The sequence below is a fragment of the Dongshaea marina genome, from assembly GCF_003072645.1.
Taxonomy (GTDB): domain Bacteria; phylum Pseudomonadota; class Gammaproteobacteria; order Enterobacterales; family Aeromonadaceae; genus Dongshaea; species Dongshaea marina.
This window is the reverse complement of the sequence record NZ_CP028897.1, coordinates 1,758,181-1,781,293: the sequence shown is the minus strand read 5'-3', so window position 1 is coordinate 1,781,293 and position 23,113 is coordinate 1,758,181. Positions and strand designations below refer to the sequence as shown.

General features: G+C 48.0%; 16 protein-coding genes and 1 pseudogene. 5 read left to right on the top strand and 12 right to left on the bottom strand.

Features of this window, described 5'->3' with window-relative positions; all coding sequences use genetic code 11:
• Positions 1-67: 67 nt before the first annotated feature.
• The 10 genes and pseudogenes from DB847_RS08630 to DB847_RS08590 form a co-directional block, all read right to left on the bottom strand.
• Positions 68-709: a sulfite exporter TauE/SafE family protein gene (locus DB847_RS08630; protein ID WP_108650313.1), complete on the bottom strand. Its 642-nt coding sequence runs from the start codon at positions 707-709 to the stop codon at positions 68-70.
• Positions 710-834: 125 nt separating this feature from the next.
• The gene (locus DB847_RS08625) at positions 835-1,779 is read right to left on the bottom strand and encodes a dimethyl sulfoxide reductase anchor subunit family protein (RefSeq protein ID WP_108650312.1); all 945 of its coding nucleotides are present in this window, start codon (positions 1,777-1,779) and stop codon (positions 835-837) included.
• Positions 1,776-2,456, bottom strand: coding sequence for a 4Fe-4S dicluster domain-containing protein (locus tag DB847_RS08620; RefSeq protein WP_108650311.1), 681 nt, complete (start codon positions 2,454-2,456; stop codon positions 1,776-1,778). Before DB847_RS08620 ends, DB847_RS08625 begins: the two co-directional genes overlap by 4 nt.
• Positions 2,457-2,468: 12 nt before the next feature.
• A complete protein-coding gene (locus DB847_RS26345; protein ID WP_325049156.1) occupies positions 2,469-3,812 on the bottom strand; it encodes a molybdopterin oxidoreductase family protein in 1,344 nt (447 codons plus the stop codon).
• 197 nt (positions 3,813-4,009) lie between these two features.
• Entirely contained in the window at positions 4,010-5,392 is a 1,383-nt protein-coding gene (locus DB847_RS26340; protein WP_325049155.1) for a molybdopterin-dependent oxidoreductase, read from the bottom strand.
• A 750-nt stretch (positions 5,393-6,142) separates the two neighbouring features.
• Positions 6,143-7,060: pseudogene (locus DB847_RS08610) on the bottom strand (IS5 family transposase).
• Positions 7,061-7,393: 333 nt separating this feature from the next.
• Entirely contained in the window at positions 7,394-8,662 is a 1,269-nt protein-coding gene (gene umuC / locus DB847_RS08605) for a translesion error-prone DNA polymerase V subunit UmuC (protein WP_108650310.1), read from the bottom strand.
• Positions 8,659-9,186: a translesion error-prone DNA polymerase V autoproteolytic subunit gene (gene umuD, locus DB847_RS08600; protein ID WP_234418539.1), complete on the bottom strand. Its 528-nt coding sequence runs from the start codon at positions 9,184-9,186 to the stop codon at positions 8,659-8,661. Before umuD ends, umuC begins: the two co-directional genes overlap by 4 nt.
• A 1,455-nt stretch (positions 9,187-10,641) precedes the next feature.
• Positions 10,642-11,151, bottom strand: coding sequence for a hypothetical protein (locus DB847_RS08595; protein WP_159084482.1), 510 nt, complete (start codon positions 11,149-11,151; stop codon positions 10,642-10,644).
• A 191-nt stretch (positions 11,152-11,342) separates the two neighbouring features.
• Positions 11,343-13,106, bottom strand: coding sequence for a substrate-binding domain-containing protein (locus DB847_RS08590; RefSeq protein WP_159084481.1), 1,764 nt, complete (start codon positions 13,104-13,106; stop codon positions 11,343-11,345).
• Positions 13,107-13,988: 882 nt separating this feature from the next.
• On the opposite strand from DB847_RS08590, the gene DB847_RS08585 reads away from it, so the two are divergent.
• From DB847_RS08585 to DB847_RS08570, 4 genes are all read left to right on the top strand, one after another.
• The gene (locus DB847_RS08585; RefSeq protein WP_159084480.1) at positions 13,989-16,286 is read left to right on the top strand and encodes a glycoside hydrolase domain-containing protein; all 2,298 of its coding nucleotides are present in this window, start codon (positions 13,989-13,991) and stop codon (positions 16,284-16,286) included.
• Complete coding sequence (locus tag DB847_RS26005; RefSeq protein WP_267897751.1) at positions 16,286-16,741, top strand: glycoside hydrolase domain-containing protein; 456 nt, start codon at positions 16,286-16,288, stop codon at positions 16,739-16,741. Before DB847_RS08585 ends, DB847_RS26005 begins: the two co-directional genes overlap by 1 nt.
• Before the next feature lie 260 nt (positions 16,742-17,001).
• On the top strand, positions 17,002-17,652 hold the full coding sequence (locus DB847_RS08575; RefSeq protein ID WP_159084479.1) for a substrate-binding periplasmic protein: 651 nt from the start codon (positions 17,002-17,004) through the stop codon (positions 17,650-17,652).
• A 387-nt stretch (positions 17,653-18,039) separates the two neighbouring features.
• Positions 18,040-18,591 (top strand): hypothetical protein, encoded by a 552-nt coding sequence (locus DB847_RS08570; protein WP_108650303.1) that lies wholly within the window; start codon positions 18,040-18,042, stop codon positions 18,589-18,591.
• A 775-nt stretch (positions 18,592-19,366) separates the two neighbouring features.
• Here DB847_RS08570 and DB847_RS08565 read toward each other — a convergent pair.
• On the bottom strand, positions 19,367-20,065 hold the full coding sequence (locus tag DB847_RS08565; protein ID WP_108650302.1) for a hypothetical protein: 699 nt from the start codon (positions 20,063-20,065) through the stop codon (positions 19,367-19,369).
• 9 nt (positions 20,066-20,074) lie between these two features.
• Entirely contained in the window at positions 20,075-21,202 is a 1,128-nt protein-coding gene (locus DB847_RS08560; protein WP_159084478.1) for a DUF481 domain-containing protein, read from the bottom strand.
• A 484-nt stretch (positions 21,203-21,686) separates the two neighbouring features.
• On the opposite strand from DB847_RS08560, the gene DB847_RS08555 reads away from it, so the two are divergent.
• The gene (locus DB847_RS08555; protein WP_108650300.1) at positions 21,687-23,075 is read left to right on the top strand and encodes an alanine/glycine:cation symporter family protein; all 1,389 of its coding nucleotides are present in this window, start codon (positions 21,687-21,689) and stop codon (positions 23,073-23,075) included.
• Positions 23,076-23,113: the final 38 nt, after the last annotated feature.

Below are 23,113 nucleotides of genomic sequence, written 5' to 3'. Positions count from 1 at the left end.
TTTACAAGCAACAGAACTAATATCCCCTTATAAGTTAACAGTATAAATCGATAATTTACTCGACCATTTAGCCAAGCTCCCAATGCCCCCCGAAGATAGCCCCTATAATCAGCGGCAGGGCTTTCATATAGTCAAGGTTCATTGCCAGCATATGCTGTCCGAGACTGACAGTGGAACTAAGTAGTACAATAAACACACTTGTACCGGTAATCTGCTTAGAGTTCAGCTTAAAAGCCAGCATCAATAGTGGAATCAAAAACGGACCACCACCGATCCCAAGTAACCCAGCCAAAAATCCGATCAGAACAGACAGACTGATATTAATCACCAGATAACTTGGTAAATTACTGAACTGTTTGTTGAATAGAGTGCACAATAATAGCAGTATAAGAACTAGAAGATAGGCTCCATTGATATAGCTTTCATCAATGTAGCTAATCGCACAGGTACCGATAATAGTTCCAGGTAATATCGTGCATGATACCAGTAGTGCAACACGGTAATTAATGGCGGTGTTTTTCTGATAACGAAAAAAACTAAATAGAGCCATAAAAAATACCGATGCAATAGATAATGCCGCAGCCGCGTTAGCACTCTCGTGAAAGTAACTGAGAGATGGCCTTAAAATAACACCTCCTCCGATCCCAATAAATCCCCCCAAAATTGAAGTAGAAAGAGATAAACATAAGTATGAAACATAAATGAGCATATATACCTCATCAAAGCAAAACAACTTAAGACGATAATTATGATTTTTCTAATTGAACACTAATCCAATAACAATGAATCATATAGTTATCATGAGACCATTAGGCCTCATGAATGACCGGATCATTAATAGCGATAATAGATATTTTGTGGATGCTCGGCACAGGCAAAAAACAACCACCGCTCAGCTAAAATCCCTAGGTAATGGCTGATCAGAGCGAGCCCCAAAATTGCAATACGAAGCGAGATGCTATCCACAAGCACTACGCAGATAACCAATAACAAAGGACAAATAAAGGCGAGCAGAGTTGATGCCCAAGTAATAGCTAAAACCAGTCTCCCACTCTTACCATGAAAAAACTCTTTCAGGTTAAAGGAGCTCGCTGTAAAACCACGAGAGATCAGTTTTACTTTAGATCCAGAGATTCCCGTTGCACTTTGTAATGTACTGGCCGCGCACGGTCGCTGATTTCTTACCAAAGAGAGCAAAAAACAACTCAGTGCCAGTAATAGTGAAATACCACTGAGAATTGCAAACAGGTCACTCTTTTGTTGCTGATTGGAAAGCGTACACAGTGCACACAGCCAGCTGGTAAGGATGCCGCCAGTGGTGCCATAGATAATAAAGTTAACCAGGGTCCAAGGGGTAGACCACTGCTTAATAAATTTAAGGCAGGCATAAATCATTGAGGTACAAACAAACAGAGCCAAAGCAACCACTGATGCAGCAAAACCAAGCCATAAGCTATATGGCAAGTTCAAATAAAGGCTGATGCCATAGAGCAGGGTCAACAGCATAAATAGTGGCAAACACAGACACTCTCTGGAAAGCCAGGAGGTTTTCCAGCACAAGATAGCCCGCCAGGCACGCTCTGGATGTCCCAAATGGAACACTGAGGCGATGAGCCCGAGTAAGCAAAGCACCAAGGCACTCAGACTTCCAATGACATAGAAGTAGTGATGCGAGTACTCTTGCTTGTCAAAAATAGACAAGACAAAGATAAACAACTGAAGCCCTTGCCCTACTCCGATCAGTGTCGTGAGAAACAGAACTGAAAATGCGGGTTTCATGATGACACCTCCTGTGAACCACACTGACAGCTGGTAATCAGAGATTCACCCAAATCGACAGTTTGTATCCTGCGAGGTAAATAATGATTTGATGGCTGGGTACCTAACTCAGGCATCAGCTGATAGCCTCCATGCTCATCGATCGCCTTAGATACCTCTGAATTGGGATCATGAATGTCACCAAAGATCCGCGCCGAAGTCGGACATGCCAAGACGCAAGCGGGTTTGCGTTCATCTCTTGGAAGATCTGGATTATTGATTCGATCGGAACATAGAGTGCATTTCGTCATCTCTTTGCGCTTTAGATCAAACTCTCGAACGCCATAGGGACAAGCCCATGCACAATACTTACAGCCAATACACTTGTCATAATCGATTAATACAACCCCATCGGATTTTCGCTTATAACTCGCGCCCGTCGGACATACAGGAACACAGGGTGGGTTTTCGCAATGCAGGCAAGATTTTGGAAAGTGAACTGTCTCCACATCTGGATATTGACCAGCCTCATAGGTCTGTACCCGATTAAAAAAGGTTCCACAGGGATTTTCTCCATACGGCTCCAAATCATTCAGAGCTCCAGCCTGTCCCGAGGTATTCCACTCTTTGCAGCTGGTGACACATGCCTGGCAGCCAACACAAACATTAAGATCAATAACTAAAGCCATTTGAGACATAACAGAGGCTCCTTAAGATTTACGTTGAACAGGCATCATGCGCTTTAGCCAACCAGAGAAAATTCCCTGGCCAGCCCTGTACCCCTGAACCCTGGGATCCAGTACACCTACCGTACCGGGAAGAGGCTGCATAGCTGAAGGTCGAGCCTGAGTAGATAGCTCATCTTTACAAACAGGAGAGAGGCGAACCTTAACATCGTACCAACCCGCCTGACCGGTAATAGGATCGGAGTTTGAATAATGAGTGACTCCTTGCTCACAGGCAGGTAACTCCTCGCTAATCAAGTGATTCAGTAGAAAGCCTCGACTAGCCTCACTCGCATCTTTTGAGAGGAGCCAGGCACCGGGAGCCTTACCTATCGCATTCCAGGTCCACACCGTATTTGGGTTCACCGCTTCACTGTAGCGTGCCTGGCAGCGAACTTGTCCCCACTGGGATTCAACAAGGATCCAGTCACCATCTCTGATCCCATTGTGCTCGGCTGTCGCAGGGTGAATATAGAGGGGGTTTTCTCCATGGATCTGCCGTAACCAAGCATTTTGCGAATCCCAGGAGTGATACATCGCCATCGGTCTTTGGGTTACAGCAAACAGGGGATAGCGACTATTATCTGTCTGCTGTGACTCCAGGGAGGGATACCAGAATGGAAGTGGATCGAAATACTCGACGATTCGCTGAGCCAAACGGGCTGGCGGGCGACGTCCCTCAGTCTGGCCCAGGGCTGCAAGGCGAAACTTCTGTAACACCTCAGAATAGATTTGAATCAATGCCGGTGCCGAATCAGCTCTAAATCCCATATCTTTAGCAAAATCAAGGTAATGGCTATTACAATTACGCATAAACTGCTGCCCTGGCGGTAGCTTGTGATGGTAATAGCAATTATTTTCTGCATATTGCCGCCACTGGTTTGGATTCGGCTCACCTCTAAGGCCACTTTTGCCATCTTTGCCACGCCAACCCATTAGGAAACCCACTCCTGAGCTAGGAGCCGTTTGATAGTTCGTAATAAAGTCACAGTAGTCGCTGTATCTGGCTTCTCCCTGCTCAGTCGTAAAGGCGGGTAATTTGAGACGAGATCCAAGCTCGATTAAAACATCCTGAAAAGGCTTGCATTCACCCGTAGGAGGCAATACCGGAATTCGAACCGAATCAACCGGACCATCATACTCTGAGATAGGCCTATCCAGCATAGACATCACATCATGACGCTCCAGATAGGTAGTGTCGGGAAGGATAAGATCTGCGAATGCAGTCATTTCCGACTGAAAGGCATCACATACAACCAGAAATGGGATCTTATAATGACCATCCGGGCTTTTATCCACTAACATCTCGCGCACTTTTTGAGTGTTCATCGTGGAATTCCAGGCCATATTGGACATGAAAATCAATAGAGTATCGATTGAGTAGGGATCACCACGCCAAGCGTTGGTAATTACATTATGCATCATGCCATGAACCGCAAGCGGGTACTCCCAAGAGAATGCCTTATCGATCCTAAGAGGCCTACCCTGTTCATCAACAGCCAAATCTTCCGGAGAGGCTGGCCAACCTAATGGCCCATGCTAAGTGGCGAGTTGATCCGAATTGATTCTGAACTGTTGGGCGGCTTAGCATAAGGAGGGGTCATCTGCGGGTAAGGTGCTTTGTGGCGAAAACCTCCGGGACAATCAATCGTGCCTAGCATAGTCATCAGTACTGAGAGAGCACGGATGGTCTGAAATCCATTCGAATGAGCAGCTAAACCACGCATGGCATGGAAAGCAACTGGTGTTCCCTCCACTTGTTGATGATGCACTCCCCAGCTGTCCGTCCAATGGATGGGCATAGAGATACGCTGCTCTTTGAACAGAGCAATCATCTCTCGAGCTAAGCGGATAATTGCCGAAGACTCAATCCCGGTGATATCTGCAGCCCACTCGGGAGTACAGTCTGTGACTTGACGACGTAGTAACTCAAGAACCGGCGCAACGGGGGTACCATCCTCTAATTGGTATTCCCCCTCAAGGGCTGGCAAAACACCGGCTTTGTGATCCGTGACGGCTTGATTTGTTTCTGGATCCCACCATAAGTGTGGAGTCAGAGGATCTTTGCTATCCGAGGCGACAAGAAGACCACATTGTGGACTATCAGGATCCAGGTTAACCAATCCGGCTGCATTGCTATATCGAGCTACAAATTGATGATCATAGGCGTCATGCTTGAATAGCAAATAGAGGATCGCCATAAATAATGCCCCATCAGTACCTGGCTTAATGGCTATCCATTCATCAGCAATCGCTGCATACCCAGTACGAATTGGGTTGATCGCGATAAATCGACCACCTGAGCGCTTAAATTTACTTAGGGCAATCTTCATCGGGTTAGAGTGATGATCCTCTGCGGTCCCAATCATGATAAACAGTTTGGCCTTATCAAGATCCGGGCCGCCAAACTCCCAAAAAGATCCTCCAAGGGTATAGATCATTCCTGCCGCCATATTGACCGAACAAAAACCACCATGAGCAGCATAATTTGGAGTACCAAACTGTTTAGCAAAAAGACCTGTTAGGGCCTGCATCTGATCCCGCCCAGTAAACAAGGCAAACTTCTTGGGGTCGGTTGCACGCAGGTGGCCAAGACGATTTGCAAGGATCTCAAACACTTCCTCCCATCCAATCGGCTCAAATTCCGCTTTACCACGCTCACTCGACTCTTTGCGCTTAAGTGGAACAGTGAGACGTGCCGGTGAATATTGTTTCATGATCCCTGATGCGCCCTTAGCACAAATCACCCCCTGATTAAGAGGATGCTCCGGATTCCCATCGATATATCGAATCTCTCCATTTCGCAGGTGTACCCGAATACCACAGCGACAGGCGCACATATAGCAAGTAGTTTTTTTAATCTCCAATAACTCGTCTAGTTGTTTTGTTTTTCTTTTCATTTTGGTCATCCATAATCAAAGATAATCCTATCGGACTCCATCCCAAGGGTATAATAGAAATTCAAGTATCCCCAGGCTGAATCATAATAAAGTTCAGCTTTCACAAAAAATGTCGCCACTCAATAAGCATTGATAAAACAATCATTTATTCTGATATATATAATGTATGACTAAAAATCGCTCATCTATTGGTTAACTTATTCTCCTATGGACTTATTATCTACTTTAGTTCTGAATAGAAAATGATTGCTCTTATATCGAATAGTTCTACATAGAACGACGAGCCCCTATGAATCCTCTTCACAGTGTCTTTACAGATATAGGTATTCAATTTAGAGAATAGATTATATGACATCACAAAACAGAGGGATATCTTGTTTTTTTTTACACTGCGTTTTGTTTTTTCTAACAAGAGTAATGATTATTTATTGGGGTAAATATCACCATTAAATAGACAATAACGCACCAGTCAGGGTCTTCTCATATTTAAAGCTCCTTTAATACCTTATCAGATATCTAGTAATATAGAACCAGCTATTATTATGGGACATGCCTATTATTTCTCTATAAAATAAATCTGATTTAGCAAGATAGTATTGTATAAATTGAAATATCAGAATTTCTAGCAAGAGGAGTATGTTCACCATCACGGCTTTGGTCGTGATGGCATTTATCGATCAAGGCGAGCCAGTTTGGCTCTAGATGCTCCTTGACGGCGTTGTTTCCTAAATCCGAGTCTGATAATTGACTTGTACCCATTCAGGCAGCTTGCTGCCTGACAGGCATACCAAGCCCGATCACTTTGTTTAAAGCTTTAACTCCGGCCAAGGCTTCCCCAACCTGACCGTTATAACAACGTAAGCTCAGCTGTGGAGAATTGAGCTGTTTGTAGCGAGACATTGCTGTTTCTGCTAACGAGCGCTGATGGTAGTCGTTGTCATGCTTCCATTGTGAAAGCTGCCCATTTTTAAGCGCTTCGACAGCTTCATTTCTGGGATGATCTCCTTTCCAGTAAGCTGCATTACTGCGGGGAGGAATCGTTGGTTTACAACCCTTTCTCTGTAACAGTGCATAGCAAGCCTCTGTATCGTATGCACCATCTGCTGAGACTTGCTGTATCTTGCGTCGTAGTGGGTTTAATAAGGTCGGCAACACCTCGTTATCTCCAACACTATCAAGGCTGACCTCGGCTGCTATGATTTCATGAGTTTGAGCATCAACAGCCAGGTGGAGCTTGCGCCAAACTCGGCGCTTTTCTTTTCCGTGCTTGCGCATTTTCCACTCGCCCTCACCGTGGATTTTGAGCCCTGTCCCATCAACGACCACGTGAGCAACAGGGCCTCGGCTGGGGCGGCGATATTTTATCTCAACGGTCTTCGCTCGTTTGCTGATACAGCTATAAGTCGGTGACTTAAGAGGAACATTCATGAGCTGAAAGACCGAATCAAGGAATCCTTACAACCCCCTCAGTGGAAGGCTGAATACTCCTTTGAGCATCAACGCGGTTTCGATAGCGGTATCACTGAACGTGAAGCCTCTTCCTCTGTCGCCATGGTGCTCCTGACAATGCCAGTTTTTGACTGCATTCTCATCCAACCAGAAGGTGATCGAGCCACGCTTTACCAATGCTTTATTGTATTGAGACCAGTTCTTGATTTTGCCGTTGGATTTACCCATTTGAAGCTTCCCATCATGACGATGGGAGATCAGATCTTGCTCAAACCAAAAGGTTCCATCGATTTAGGAAACAACGCCCTCCTTGACTCTAAACGGCATAATTCAACCGCTCACTTCGTTGAATCCCCGAACTAATATCTCCTATCAGAAACTTTTTGGGCTCATCGAGCCTTTGCACGCTTCAGTGTGTACCAAGAATAACAGAGGTGGCTATAAGCGTTGTATTGTCCTGAAAGCAGCTCTCAGACAAAATCTTCACCCTACAAGTTCAAGCGACCCGCTTCATTTCTTGATGGGGTGTTCTACAACGCTTCGAAGGTACAATAAAAATCGTTAACGCACGATTGCAAGCTCATCCCAGCAGGTGGTATAGCGGGGGGACAGATGTAGCTGGCGCATTTTCCAGGGCTGCTGTACCCCCTGGCAGGCAAAGCGCAGTCGCCCCCTGCCACTACGGTTGATCCGATCCAAGGTCTGCATCAGCTCGCGGCTGTGAGGGCGCTCCACTTTGGAGCAAAAAAGATCGCCCTGATACTCCCCTGCCCGCCTGAAGTCCCCCAGCATCACCCCGGCCTTGGCGTATTGAATCCCCTCCCGATAGATAGCGGCCAGCTGAGTCAGCGCCAGCTCGAGAATATCCCGGGTATCATCGCAGGGAAATGTCAGCTCAGAGATACTGCGCTTCGCATAGTAAGGAGCACCCTCGGCAAACGGGCTGCTGCGAACAAATACAGATACGCTGCCCGCATAACTGCGCTGAGCCCGTAGCTTCTCGCAGGCTCTGGCAGCAAACTCACTCACCGCTTCACGCAACGCACCCAGACTGGTGATCTTACTGCCAAAGGATCGCGAGCAGATGATCTGCTGCTTGTCCGCCGGTTGCTGCTCAAACCCAAAACAGGGTTCACCATTGAGCTCCCGCACGGTTCGCTCCAAAGCTACCGAGAACCGCTGACGAATCAGTTTAGGGTAACGCCCCGCCAGATCGGCGGCCGTCTGACAGCCGATGGCCGCAAGCTGACGCGCCAGGCGGCGCCCGACCCCCCAGACCTCATCCACAGGAGTTAACGCCATCAGCCTCGCGGCTCGCACAGGATCGCTCAGATCAACTATGCCTCCCGTTGCCGGGTATTTTTTAGCAGCATAGTTTGCCAGCTTCGCCAGTGTCTTGGTTGGGCCGATCCCAATCCCGACCGAAATACCGGTCCAGTGCAGCACCCGCTGACGGATCTTCTGCGCAAGCTGCTCCAGGCGCTCCCCCCGAACTCCCGTGAGATCAACAAAACTCTCATCAATCGAGTAAACTTCACAGGCGGGAGCCAGGCTCTCCAGAGTACGGATCACCCGCTCACTCACATCCGCATACAGAGGATAGTTACTGGAAAACGCCAGCACCTTCCCCGACAGGATGAGATCTTTGATCTTAAAGGCCGGTACCGCCATCGGGATCCCCAGAGCCTTGGCCTCCTTTGAACGGGCGACCACACAGCCATCATTATTGGAGAGCACCACGATCGGCTGGCGCACCAGATCGGGGCGAAAAAGCCGCTCGCAGCTGGCGTAGAAATTATTACAATCGACCAGGGCGTAGCAGCGACTCATCGCAGGCACCGCACCGCTGAACTCACCACTCCAAACAGCTCAAACTGATCATCGGCTCCAACCTCAATATCAGAATAAGCCGGATTACAGGCCAGCAGTTTGAGAGATGTTTTTTTATGCAACCGTTTGATGGTGAACTCGCCATTGAGGGCGGCGATCACTATGTCACCATGTTGGGGGATCAGTGCACGATCGACCACGACGATGTCCCCGTCGAAGATCCCGGCTTCAGTCATGGAGTCCCCCTGAACCCGCAAAAAATAGGTCGCCGCCGGATGCTGAATACACAATTCATTGAGATCCAGACTTTTCTCTGCAAAGTCTGAGGCAGGAGAAGGAAATCCGGCGACGACAGGGTCCCGAAACAGCGGGCAACAGAGCCGGACACGGCTCTCAAATGGCACTGGAAAGGCTGATAGCATAACAACAATCGATAATACTGTACGTACATACAGTATTATCGATTCCAGAGACTCTGGCAACCGGGTCACGATTGACAACACCATCAGATGTGTTGGTTTCATTGTGCTGCACACGGCTGATTTGCAGCTTCGCTGCAAGTGCCGGTGCTGACCGGCGGCAGGCAAGGCCGTTCTCAGGCGGCTACCATCCTGATAGCCCTCTCCAGTTCGCAGTCCATTGCTCTCGCTACGTGCTTTGCAACTCCGCCCTGCCTTTCACGGCATTGATATATCCCTATATGGCAAAGGTGCCCCGCATCTCTGATACACAGGGAAGTGTGAATGCCGCGTTAGCCAAGGATGGCGCTAGCGGCGTGCATCTCCCGGGGCGCCCCGGATCTCGCTTTACCCTCGGTTCAGCTGATGATTGAAGCACCGCGTAGACAGACCGAATATCATCCATGATATTCCTTTCCGGTTCGACATCCTGTCTCTCGTTACACCTCTCAGGGAGAGGTTACACCCATGGTCTGGCTACTCTTTCACAACGTCCTGTTGCTCAACTCCAATCATCTAGGCTTCACCTCAGCGCTCGCTCACGGGGGTTACTTCCCCTTTGATTCGTACCTGAAAATCATAATGCGAGTGAAGCCGAATGGCAGGACGCCATGAGTGCATAGCCACGCCAAGGACGGCGTGTCTATGCTGAGCTTCAAAGAGTAAGTGATTTTCAGGATCAATGCGAATCGGGGGGCACCCTCGGGGTTGTTAGGGGGACTGGGTGAGCAGTCCCTCTGACCGTCAGGTAGCTTACGCCATCCATGGCTACCGCTACATTCGCACATCCTTGTGTAGCATCCGCGGCCGGACAGTTGTGCCACAGGCACAAATAAGCTGACCGCAAGTCAGATCATTGAGGGTCACTTTATACCAATAGCGGATCTTATATATCCTGCGGATGCCTATTTGCCACTAAAGTGGCAATTGTCGGTCTCGCCCGACCGGCGAGTCACTTTTCTGTCAAGAAAAGTAACCAAAAGTTCGCTCCGCGCTGCGAGTCCCTCCGCAGAGCTGCGCAACTCGGCATCCTGCCTCGAAAACAAAAATAGCAGGTTTATAGTTCGCCTCGGCACTCGCTCACGGGGGTTACTTCCCCTTTGATTCGTGCCTGAAAATCATAATGCGAGTGAAGCCGAATGGCAGGACGCCATGAGTGCATAGCCACGCCAAGGGAGGAGTATCTCCCGGAGAGACAGAGCGAGAGATAGGGATATCGAACTGGGTAGGCATATCATGGATGATATGCGGCGTGTCTATGCTGAGCTTCAAGGAGTAAGTGATTTTCAGGATCAATGCGAATCGAGGGGCTCCCTCGGGGTTGTTAGAGGGACTGGGTGAGCATCCCTGCCATACAGGATGTATCAATGCCGTGGCAGGCGGGATGCCTGAGAACGGCCTGACCCAAAGTCCACCGCCGGACAATTGTGCCACAGGCACAAATAAGCTGACCGCAGCTCAGATCATTGAGGGTCACTTTGTGCCAATAGCAAACCGTTCATTGTATCGCGCACTGCAGGTTTACTGCGAGGCAGCAAAAGCCAGGACGGGCTGGTGACAACCAGGCTGGCTCTCAGGCCCTCTCTCCTTCATACAGCTGACAGACTTGGCTGTTGCTGGAGTCTGGCTGGCGCTCGCACAAAGTCCACAAAGCCCCGTCTTGATATATCCGATGAGTTCCGAGATCCGACCAAGAGCAACCAACTGTCTTGCCGTTCTATCTCCAAGTGCCGGAATAGGTCGAAGCTGGTACCAACTCAGGGCATCAGGCAGGCTCTGTAAAATCTCAGCCACGATCAAGATCAGTTGCTTCACCCGTTGATCCTTAAACTCGATCCCAGCCCTCATGCAGGTGTTGAGCATGGCGGCGAATCGTTTTTTATTTTGCCCGGGAGCGGGCCTTGAGAAACCATGCTTTGCTGAAAATGCCATGAGCTCTGGCATTGAGAGAGCTTCCAGCTCCAGAGCTTCATCACCATAAATGCTGATGATCTCCTGCTCCATAACAGCTACGTGAAAAATGTTTTCCATTGATATGCACTCCAAAATCAGTGCTGCTCTGTCTTCCCTGAATTATCCGTATGATGTTACCACCGGGAAGACTCTCTGTCGCACCATCCATCAAGCTGAGGATCACATCCCAAGGTTTCTGATACTCCATCCGGGGCGGTGATGGTAAAGCGACGACCCGGCCCAAGGATACAGTCAGAGAAAACTCACTGTTAGGCAATCGGGATAAAGTCAGCAGATGTAACCTCCTGCAGCAAGTTAAGCGGATCGTACAGACTCACGATCACTCCTTGATATGTTGACCGCCAGCAGGTGCAGGGCAGTAAAACCATGCTAGCAGCGCTTAGTGTCTGGTATTGCCGCATCGAGACAAAGATGATCGAAGAACTTATGGATATAAGCAGGTAGAGTCTCCCCTTCACAGGGCATACCGGCCTAATCAGGCTATAGATTGAAGGGAAATGGAGTAAACCCCACTTATCGAATAAGACTTTAAGCTCACCCGAGGCCAGAAGCTGTGCTATCCCGTCATCAAAAATCCGGGAAAACTCAGCCCCCTTTTTGGTATTTGAAAATGCCAGGTAAAGTTTCAACAGCATGACATCCTGTATCTGGTAATCACTCACCTCAAGACCCAATTCAGAGCTCAATGGCTGTAGCTCCTTTCTCAGAATCACCCCATCATCGAGAAAAAATGAGATCCTGTCTCTGTGTAACAGAGCGATAGCATTATGACGGTTCCGGCTCTCAATTTTAATGATGGGAACATAGAGATATTTATCGTAGTCATAGTTTTTAAGCAAACTTAACTTTTTACCGGCAAGAGTGTCCTGACCACTCCATCTATCCACCGATTTTGTTTTATACAAAACAGAGATGACATTGGCACTATAATGCCACTGTGGAAAAATAAAACCCTCCTCCTCACCACGATATGCACCTAAAATAGCATCCCCCTGTTTCATCTCCACCAGCTTTTTAGCCCGGGCATAAGGGGTAATATAAAGCTTAACTTTGATATCCTGAGTCTCAAAAATACGCCGGATAATATCCACATACAATCCGCCTTCTTTACTTACCAGCCCTGGCTGCGCCTCACTGAAAACACGAAACTCACTAAAGTCATCATCCTTAACCATCTCAGGAGGATCCCAGTAATTTTCAACATTATCTTCATCGACGATGACAGTTGGAGTTTCGACAAAGCCTCCTGTGAATTTCCCCTGAAGCGCATCTATCACCACCTGCATCACAATCTTTCCCATCCTGATGGGATCTGTGTTTACCGTTGCGGTCAGCTGTCCATCGGCAATCCTCTCAAGTGCCGCCGGATCGCCATCATTCCCGAGCAAGATCACATCTTGGATTTTCAGCGCTTCCAGGGCAGAGGCTACCCCTATGATTTCAAAATCGTTTGCTGCAAAAACGATCTCAATGTCGGGGTGCGCCTTAAACATATCCAGGGCCGCAGCATATCCCCCCTCGGTGTTCCACTTCCCATTCAGGCGGGAAACCACCTCCAGATTTGAATCCTCGATCCCATCGATGAACCCCCCGGTGCGCTCAATCGTATGATAACCGGGAGCCCCCTCGATAATGCCAACTTTTCTCTTTTGCTCCTTCCCAACTTTTTTCAGAAGATAATTTCCAATCGCCCGGGTTCCCTTGCGTTGCAGGTAACCCACGACCGCATGCACCGGCGTCGTAAACTCCGGGTTATCAGAGTTAACAATCACGACAATAATTCCCTGGCTGACGGCATCTTTGACGATTGGGGCGGCTGATTTAGGATCATGAGTCGATAAGATAATGGCATCGACCTTCCTGCGCATCGCCTCCCTGATCATTTTCATCTGTTGGGCAGGGTTATCGTTCTGTGGTGCAAACATAAAGGATTCATAGCCTGCCCTCGTCGCAACTGACTTGATCCCCTTGCCAACATCAAGATAAAAGTTGAATTCTGTGGCAGGTGGCATATAGGCCACGGTTATGGAGGAATTCATGTTGTCAGGAAGGTTTTCGAAAGAGGCTTGTGTTTTTAATGGTGCTGTTACTTGGTACTCAATGGGAGCATTACTTTGCTCACTAAAAGTAGCTGTACTAAAAAGAGCTACAACAGTGACAAAATATAATTTCCATATAAGTCTCACAATATAGGCCCCATTTATATAAAATCCATCTCCCCACTCTAACTAGTAGAACAAAATAGCTAAACATGAAAGGCGTATACACAATCCGCTGATGTCATGAATAATATGCACAACATCCCCATCCCATGGGGCCAGCCCTAAAGGGCCAGACGCCGGTTCATGAAAGGCCTCCGCACCGGTAAGAAGCACATAAAAAACGGTCAGCTCTGCTGAGTATCACTCTCGACTGGCTCGATATCTAAATCAGTATTTACCCCTCAGAGCATAATCACCCAATAAAAATAATTAATCATTAAAAGCTCATCTATCGCTTTAACTCCTCCTCTCTTTTATCTGCCAGCTAAATCCATGTCGGTTTATAAGGTGAATTTCAGCTGTGACTAGTTTATATCATTAAAAACAGAACCTGAGTCACACAAAAAAGCTCAGAAACATGATACGGGTTTCATATTTTAAATCTTATCTTTGACAAGTCTGATTATGAGAGAAAGTTCATTGAATTAGCCTGCTATTTTAATAATAGGCCCGCTTTAATCACCATTAAAGCGATTTATCAATCTATTTATTCGTCTTTTTATCTGTCACAAGGAAATTTAGTAAGTGCATTCAGAGCCGGGCTGATTGATATATGCCTCTTAACCTTGGTGTGTTCTGTATTCAATCAGCGCTTTGTTGATGACAGAAAAATCAGTGACAAGGAGTCCTCAAGTGAAGTTAAAAAAGGTGTGTAGCACCCTTTCCATAGCCATCTCCCTGTGTGTTTCGGGGCATGCTTTTTCAGGAACAACCACAACCCAGGATTTTTCTAAATATGTAAACCCCATGATAGGAACAGACTCTCACGGAAACTTCTCTCATGGTAATAAGCTGCCTTATGTTGCAACGCCGATGCCGATGACCCTGCTCTCCCCCCAGATGAATACCGGTAGCTGGTATTACGCCTATAGCAGTTGTACAAAACAGGAACCAAATTGTGTGGATGATACGATCGTTAATCCCATCACGGGTTTTCGATTCTCTCATGAGCCGAGCCCCTGGATTGGCGATTATGGCTACTTTAGCCTGATGCCGATTCCAGCCTCCAGTAAGGTTGGCGAGGATACCTACCCGAGTAACGACAATGTCGCAGCTTACGGCTCCTTTGAGCATGCCAATGAATTTTCACACCCCTATGAGTACCAGATCACTTTTGCCAATGGTTTGAAATCACAGATGACGAGCTCTCGCAGAGCTGGCTATCTTAGATTCACCATGCCCGATCCCGGACAAAAGATCCGCTTAATCTTCGACCTGCAGGATGCCGGAAGCCAGCGCCAGGATCAAATCAGCTGGCCATCCAATCTATCTGACTTCTTTGGATATACCCAGGATGGGAATCAGGAGGGACTGCCCAGTGATTTTAAGGCTTTCTTCAATATGCGGTTCTATCAGGGGGATAGCACGCGCGAAATCCATCCAACAGAGATAAAAGTCTGGGATAGCGGAACAAGCGTAGAGCCCGAATTCAACAGCAAGGATCAGAGTTACCAGGCGACAGGAAATCACCTGATCGTTGCATTTACCTTTGATACAAATGAGGTCTCGGCCCTGGTCGGCAACTCCTATATCAGCAGTTCCCAGGCCAAGTTCAACCTGGAGCATGAGATGGGAAAAACCGAGGGAGATAGCTGGCAGCCCCATCGCTTTTCCGATCAGGTTGCGCTCAGTAAAGCAGATTGGAATCGCTACCTGTCACGAGTTCAGCTTGAGTCACCCAATGTTTCTCAGGCCACCTTTGATCAAGAGCGAGCCGTGTATTACACCGGGCTCTATCGTACATTGATCAATCCTCATGCCTGGTTTGAGTGCAGCCAATACACGGCCAACGGGCAATGTGACACCAGTGCCAGCAAAAATGCCGATGGCAGTTATACATACAACTACCTGTTCCACCGCAGTCCCTATCAGGCTTATCAGGATGATGCCGCAGGTCAACCCCTGGTGCATAACGGTTACATCTTTACCGACGAAGGCACCTGGGATGTTTACCGAACCAAGTATCCATTCTATAGCCTGGTGTTTCCGGATGTTGAAAACAAACTAATCCAGGGACAGCTCAATGTTTATCGTGAGGGAGGCTGGCTCTCTCAATGGTCAAGCCCTGGCTATCGAAACTCGATGACCGGCACCCACAGTGATTGCGTGATTGCTGATGCTTATCTTCGCGGAGTTCGCGACTATGATGTCTCTACCGCTTTTGCAGCAATCTTAAAAGATGCCCAGCAGGACCCGGCGGGAGATGCGCAATGTGCCAACGGTAGCAAGTGTGGCCGCACCGACTTCGAAACACTTCAGGCCCACGGCTATATTCCGGGAAGTAGTAGCGGCTCTGAAGCCACGGGAAATAGCCTGGACTACGCCTATGATGATGTCTGTATCGCAAACATGGCTGATGGACTGATACGAGAGAGCCATGGGCTTGCCAAAAATAGCTATCGTCAGTTAGCCAAGCAGATGCGTGATGAATCCTCCCGGATCACCGGAAATCTGTTTGATGCAGATAACCCCTACAAGGTGACCGACCCGGATGGGTCAACGGATACGCTGCGTGGCTTTTTCCATACCCGGGAGGGCTCCTCTCAAGATGGCCAGCCGATCTGGTATGGGCTCACAACCAGCAATCCGAATCTATCCGGCCTCTATGTGTGGCGTAATGGCTATAACGAGGGAAGTGCCTGGCAGTTCATGTTCTATATGCCATACGATGTACCCAAGTTAGCAACACTTTTTGCAAAGGCCAATGGGATTAGCGATCCAAAGGCAGCCTTAGAGGCGCAACTGGATAAGCTTTTCACCAGCACCTCAGATTATGACGCAACCGCCTATGGCTATATCCATGAAGCAAAGGAGATGACCTACCTGGGATTGGGACAGTATGGGTTTAACGATCAACCCTCCTGGGGAAATGAGTACCAATATAACTACACCCATGCCCCTGGAAAACCCAGTGCATTATCCGGGATATGATGGATCCAAATCGAGCCCTCACCTATAGCGATTATCATTGCTTTGGGGATAAGCCCGCCGGCACCAGCCCAGGCAAAGCAGTCCACCCTCTGTTCGCCAATGCACCGGATGGGCTCAGTGGTGATGAGGATAATGGCTCTATGTCTGCCTGGTATCTAAATAGCGCCATGGGATTCCACCCTCTGCCGGGGACCAGCCGCATCGAGTTTGGCAGCCCCCTGTTCAACAAGATGGTGATCCGGGTGCCCGCTTATCGGGATCAGCCGGCAAGAAGCCTGGTCATTAGTGCGCCAAATAATAGCCAGTCCAACATCTATGTAAAGAGTATCTCACTCAATGGTAAGCCGCTTAATAAGCTGGCAGCCAGCAACTATGGAATGGACCAGAACCAGCTGTTTGCTAACAGCAATCATGCAGTTCTGAAATTCGATATGCAGGAGCAACCTGCAGGTTAACTGATGACCCTCCCGGACCCGACTCATCAGGGTCCGGGACTCAACCTGCTAAGCCAGTAACAGGGCGGTTGCTTGAGACGAGGCAGAGCGCCGCCCTATGAGGGGTGACAAAACACCATTTTACCGTCATTGACTATCCTTAAGTCAGTAGCCTTACTGAGACAACAAAGATGGTTAAACACTCTAACTCATTGTTAACGTTTATCTTTTTTATACTGGTGCTATTACTCAATTCACCTGTTAGATCCACAGAGATGCATGTGGTTACAGATAATTGGCGACCATATAATTATGAAGAAAATGGTGAAATTAAGGGTATAGGAACAGAAATATTAAAAAAAATACTTAATCGATCAGGATTTAAATATGAGATAACTGTGTACCCATGGCCTCGAGCCTATAGAAAGGCGCTTCATGAAAAAAATGTACTAATATACAGCATTTCCAGAACACCAGATAGGGAACATCTGTTTAAATGGGTTGTTCCAGTAGGAAAGAGCCAATTCTCCTACCTGTATCGTCTGAAAAAAAACAGCCACATAAACCCTAAAAACATTCAAGAAGCTAAAACATATAAAGTAGGCGCCAATCTGAACTCCATGAATCATTTATGGTTGATAAGTGAAGGGTTTAGTATCGACATGCTCACCACACCACACTCACAGAAACTAACAGTTAAAATGTTTGCACATGGCCGATTTGATATGATTGCATTTAATAGTGCGACAATGAAGGATGAGTTTAGTCATTATGGCCTAAGTCCAGACAAGGTTACGCCGGTACTGGCCCTTTTTAAAACAGCACCTTACATCGCAATGAGCCAACGCACAGACGACTTAGTTAAAGAAAGATTACTAAAGGCTTATGATGCCCTTGTGCAAGAAGGAGAGCTAGAAAGAATTGAGTTTTAACCCTGAGAGCAATAGGCACAATTTAGCTTAACAGCTGAAACTGTAGCCTGCTGTAATGGTGCCACTCCCTACTCCATCCCTTCCCTTAGCTTTCGGTACAGCTCCAGCAATGACGCATACACCCCATAGTTCAGCCCCTGGTTCAACATGGAGGACTGGTGATCACCTTCGATAGCTGCTGCGAGTTTTACCTAAGATCGTACAAGCTAAAGCCCGCGGCATCTAAATATTTTTCAGTTTTACGGCTCCACTATAGCATCTGCACAAATTAAGGCATTTGACCGATTTATGGCATTTACCCCATTGCTATGATTCAGTAGTGATTTTATAACCTGGTTATACCAATAGATATAAACAAACTTTTTTCAGGAAAGAAAGAGGTAATAGATGAAAAATATAGTCATCGGTGGATTGTTATTAGTTACCAGTTCTGGAGTAATGGCAAGTAATAATTATGTTTTCTTTGATTTTGGTACCTATTTCCATAATGATACGACTGAAGCCATTGCGATCTGCCAACCAACCAATAATACATCTATAAATATTAAGTATCCTTCACGAAATTATACAGTTAAGCCCGAAACCGTGAATGAAAGACCAGAGCATGACTTTGCAATTGGGATCAACTCAAATACGAATAACTTTGATTTTAGATGGGAGGCCGATATTCGTGAGCAGAGTTGTGATGGTTCTTTATTGGGTCATATCGAAGTAACGCACAATGAGCCCTTCACTAACAAAATTGATAAAAAAACTATACAGAGTCAATTAGTTAACTACTCGGCATACCTGACACAAACCTTTCAACAGAGCATTCGCATAGGTTGGAGTACATCGGCAACGGGGAACCCGTATGCCCTAAATAAACTAAACGACCTAGCCATTGATTATGGTGAAATCGCCTTTTTTGATATTCATGTGAAACCTTGGAAAGCATAGGTATCGAATAGCTGAAAACACACTGTATGAGCCCTTGCCGGGCTCTTCACCATATGACATAGGCATTAATACTTTTTAGACAGCTGAAATAGCTCCCGAAGCAATGAATTTTTTGATTATTTTGGCGATACCAAAGTAATACCATTAATGAAAAAAAAGTGATCAGATTGATGATAATCCATGAGTCATTTGAGCCACGCAGCAAGTACATTCATGTATGCTCGATGCCAGCATCCATGCTGACAACGGGCTAAATCACTCACAGATTATCCAAATCAGTACAAGTCACATCCTGATCACCTAATTATTGGGATTGGTATAATCTGCCGTCGGGGACTTCCGACACCCGAGCCGAAGCCACAAAGAATCCCCGCAGGGCAAATACCCAAAGTCTGATTTCATTACAAAGTTATCCAGCTTATTTGGAGTTATAAGCTCTTGAGGCAGGACGCCGAGCCGCGTAGCTCTGCAAAGGGGTGAAGTTGCTCCCAGAGCAAGGTGACACGAGGTAGAAGTTGTATTCCCTCCCCGTGAGTGAGCGCCGAAGTGGACCGTCAGGATTGAAGTTGAATGGCATGGATGCCATGAGAGATTAGCCGTCACATGGATGTGACGTCTAATCGGTGCTTCGATCATCAGGTTCACTGAGGGTAAAGCGAGATCCGGGGCGCTGGAGGATTGTTAAGGAGGGAAGCGTTCTCTCCTTAACCCGCAGTCCGCAGCCGGACATCCTTGCCGCAGGTACAAACAAGCAGCCCGCAGGGCAACCTCCCCCCTACTCTATCCCTTCTTTCAGCTTTCGGGACAGCTCCAGCAATGAGGCATGCACCCCATCGATCAGCCCCTGATTAAACATGGGTGACTGATGATCATCTTCGATGAGCGCCTGGGCCATCTTTTCGCTATAGCTGGCAATACTCTGGTCATTAATCAGCTCCTCCAGGCTATGGGGCTCCTGGAGACCATACAAGCGCCCGGTCAGATAACCTATGGTGTACTGATTTTTGCTCAATATATCCCGATTGGTAAAGGGTGAGTTCGCATAGGACCGGCCAATCCCACCGATAAAGGGCTCCAGGCGGCGGTTACTGTAGATGGTATTGACCTCTTTACCATAGATGCTTCCAAGCTGCTCCTGGGAGCGGCGCTCTGCCGCCCGCCAGACCGGCGAAGTCTGAGTATTCTTTGAATCATCCGCAGCAACTTTATCATCGAGCTGCAGGGTGATCCCATGGAGCCAGCCATCGATATACTGACTGCGACTCTCCTTCCCCTGTTTGGCATAGTCGGATGCATCAAAGCTCTGCCCGGCCCGGCACCACAGGCTCACCAAAGGATCCTCAGAGTTCTGGCAATCGAGGACCTTAACCGGATGCTCCCGATAGGGCTTGAGCACCTGTTTCTGCTGATAGTTCATCACACCAAGGGCTACACAGGCCACAGCCAACAAGGCAATTACAATATTTTTAATCATGAAACCAATCTACCAGGCAAAGCCAACACCAAACTTAAGATTACCGTTATAGTTACTAAAACCAGAATCCGGATCCGAATTCCAATTGTATTTACTGACCACTTCCAGCCACAGGGTCTCGGTGAGCATGTGCTTGAGTCCAACCTTGCCGGTGACGATAAACGAATCATTCTTGAGGATGTAATTCACATCGGTAGTATTGAATATCGACAGGGCCTTGGTGATCTGCTGATTATAGTGTAAACCGATAAAGGCTGAGAGGGAGTGAACATCATCCTGCTTGCGATATTCCTGAATCGTGTATCCCGGGCCCGCCTCGACGTTCAACGACAGATCATTGTTGTCAAATAGCTGGTAACCCATACCCGTATTGGCCGTCGTGATCTTATAGGGAGACTCGCCATCATCAAAGGTAAAGTTGGCTTTGCCCAGCACATACTTCTTCTTGCCATCGATGAAGTGGTTATAGTCATACCCTAAGGCATATTTTTCATCGTGCTCGCCATCCTCCATCTCATTTTCAAAGCTCCAGTTAAGGGTATGGCGATTCTTGGTATTACGCGCCTGGTGGCTACCGCTGCCACTAATGGTGGTTTTTTTATCCTCGTGACTCCCCAGATCATCAAAATCCAGATAACCGGAGAGCTGATTGGAGAACAACCACTCGTTTTTAGGAACCTCTTTGAGATCCTCTGCGGTAATCACACTGTTTTTAACGGGAGGACTAATCTTACTGACCGGCACCGGCGCCAGTACTGGCTTGGGAGCGACGACTTTGGGCTTTGCAACTTGTTTGGGTTTATTTTTTTCCAGCTCGGCCAGGCTGGTAAAGTCCTTGATATCGATGAAGTGGCTGTGATCTGCACTGGGATAATAGCGTTTCACTCCCCCCTTGAAGCTGATGAAGTTAAACTCACTTCCTCCTTTGACCTTCACCCAGTAGGACTCGTCAAGAGCGATACTCTTGATGCCACTGACCGGGATATTGAGATCCCCCAGAACCGGGCTGTGAGCATGCAACACATTCTTTTTGATCGACTTAATGGTGACTGTCAGCATATCCCCGTTGGAGAGCATCACCTCTTCAGCATTTGAGTTCAGGGAGTAGCTACATCCCAGCATAACAGCCGTGTACAATAAAACTTTGCTCCTCACCCTAACCCTGCCTTATTCATAATACCCATCAATACGCTTATGACCCCTTAAGGGGCACTTTGCACCATTTGAATGGAGATCATTACTGATCCAAGGGCTCGATGCAATAACCGGAGGGGCTCAATCTTGAGGGTTGTCGGTGCTCTCCTGTCAATTTTCGTCGCCACCCGACCCATTTCAAAAATAGCCCTGCAAATCGATAATCACGGGCCTGGGTAATCAGACCCCGGCAGCAACAGCAAGGCTTGCGTGCCTGGGGGTTTTAACGGGTTAAAATGAGACTCATTTGTAATTGATTTGCGACAGCCAGCAATAGTTGATAATTTAACAAACTTGTTACATGTGGGGCTAACCCCAGCTGGCACAGGCAAAATCCGGGATAATTCTTATATTGGTTACCCCTCTTAGCCAGCTACCCTCATTATCGGCATCCACTCTTTTAGAGTGATCACTGCGGAGGATCTGCATGAATTGGCTTACCGAACTAATCAAGCAAATCAATAGCTTTGTATGGGGCATCCCGATGCTCGTGATGATCCTGGGAGTTGGACTGTTTCTGACCCTGGGACTCAGGGGGTTACAGGTTAGAAAACTCGTCACCAGTTTCCGACTCTTATGGAAAGGAAGAAGAAGCGATGAGGAGAGTAAAAAAGAGGGAGAGATAAGCCCGTTCAGCGCCCTGATGACCTCACTCTCTGCCACCATTGGCACAGGAAATATTGCGGGCGTCGCCACCGCTATCTTCCTTGGCGGACCCGGAGCCCTGTTTTGGATGTGGTGTACAGCCCTGGTTGGGATGGCAACCAAGTATTCTGAAGCGGTCTGCGCTGTCAAATTTCGTGAGCGGGATGACAAGGGAGACCATGTAGGTGGCCCCATGTACTACATCAAAAATGGCCTTGGGAAAAGATGGGCCTGGCTGGGAGCTCTGTTTGCCCTGTTTGGTTCAATCGCAGGTTTTGGCATCGGCAACACAGTTCAGGCTAACTCGGTTTCTCATGCCCTGGAGTCAAGCTTTGGGATCCCCTTATGGGTGAGTGGCCTGATCACCATGCTGCTGGTCGGCTCTGTGATCATTGGTGGTGTCAAAAGAATAGCCCAGGTCGCCAGTCGATTGGTTCCCCTGATGGCCTTACTGTACCTGGCTGGAGGGCTGATTGTTCTCATCGCAAATTACAGTGCGATTCCAGAGGCTTTTTGGCTCATCTTACACAGTGCCTTCAATCCGGTTGCAGCCAGTGGTGGTTTCGCAGGTGCCGGTGTTGCTGCTGCCATCCAATTTGGAGTTGCCCGGGGAGTGTTCTCCAATGAAGCAGGCCTTGGCAGCGCACCTATCGCTCATGCAGTCGCCCAGACCAACGAACCCGTTAAGCAGGGGCTCATAGCCATGCTGGGAACCTTCCTGGATACCCTGGTGATCTGTAGCATTACCGGGCTGGCCATAGTGGTCTCGGGAGCCTGGAACTCGGGTGAAACAGGCTCTGTGTTAACCGCTCATGCATTTAGCTCCACCCTCCCCGGAGTCGGTGGCTATGTGGTGGCGATCGCACTGGCAATATTTGCCTTTACCACCATCCTGGGGTGGAGCTTTTATGGAGAAAAATGCGTGCAGTACCTGCTGGGAGACAAGGCCATTCTTCCCTTTCGCCTGCTGTGGATCTGTGCAATTCCGGTTGGGGCCACCGGCTCACTGAGTTTTATCTGGCTACTTGCGGATACCCTCAATGCGATGATGGCGATCCCTAACCTGATAGCACTGGTGCTACTCAGCCCAGTGGTCTTTCACACCACCCGGGAGTATTTTGCATTCAAGGCACTGGAGCGAGCCGTAGCCAGCTGCCCCCATAAGCACTGAGCCCGATTGTGCCGCTGTGACAGGAGTTGTAACCAAGG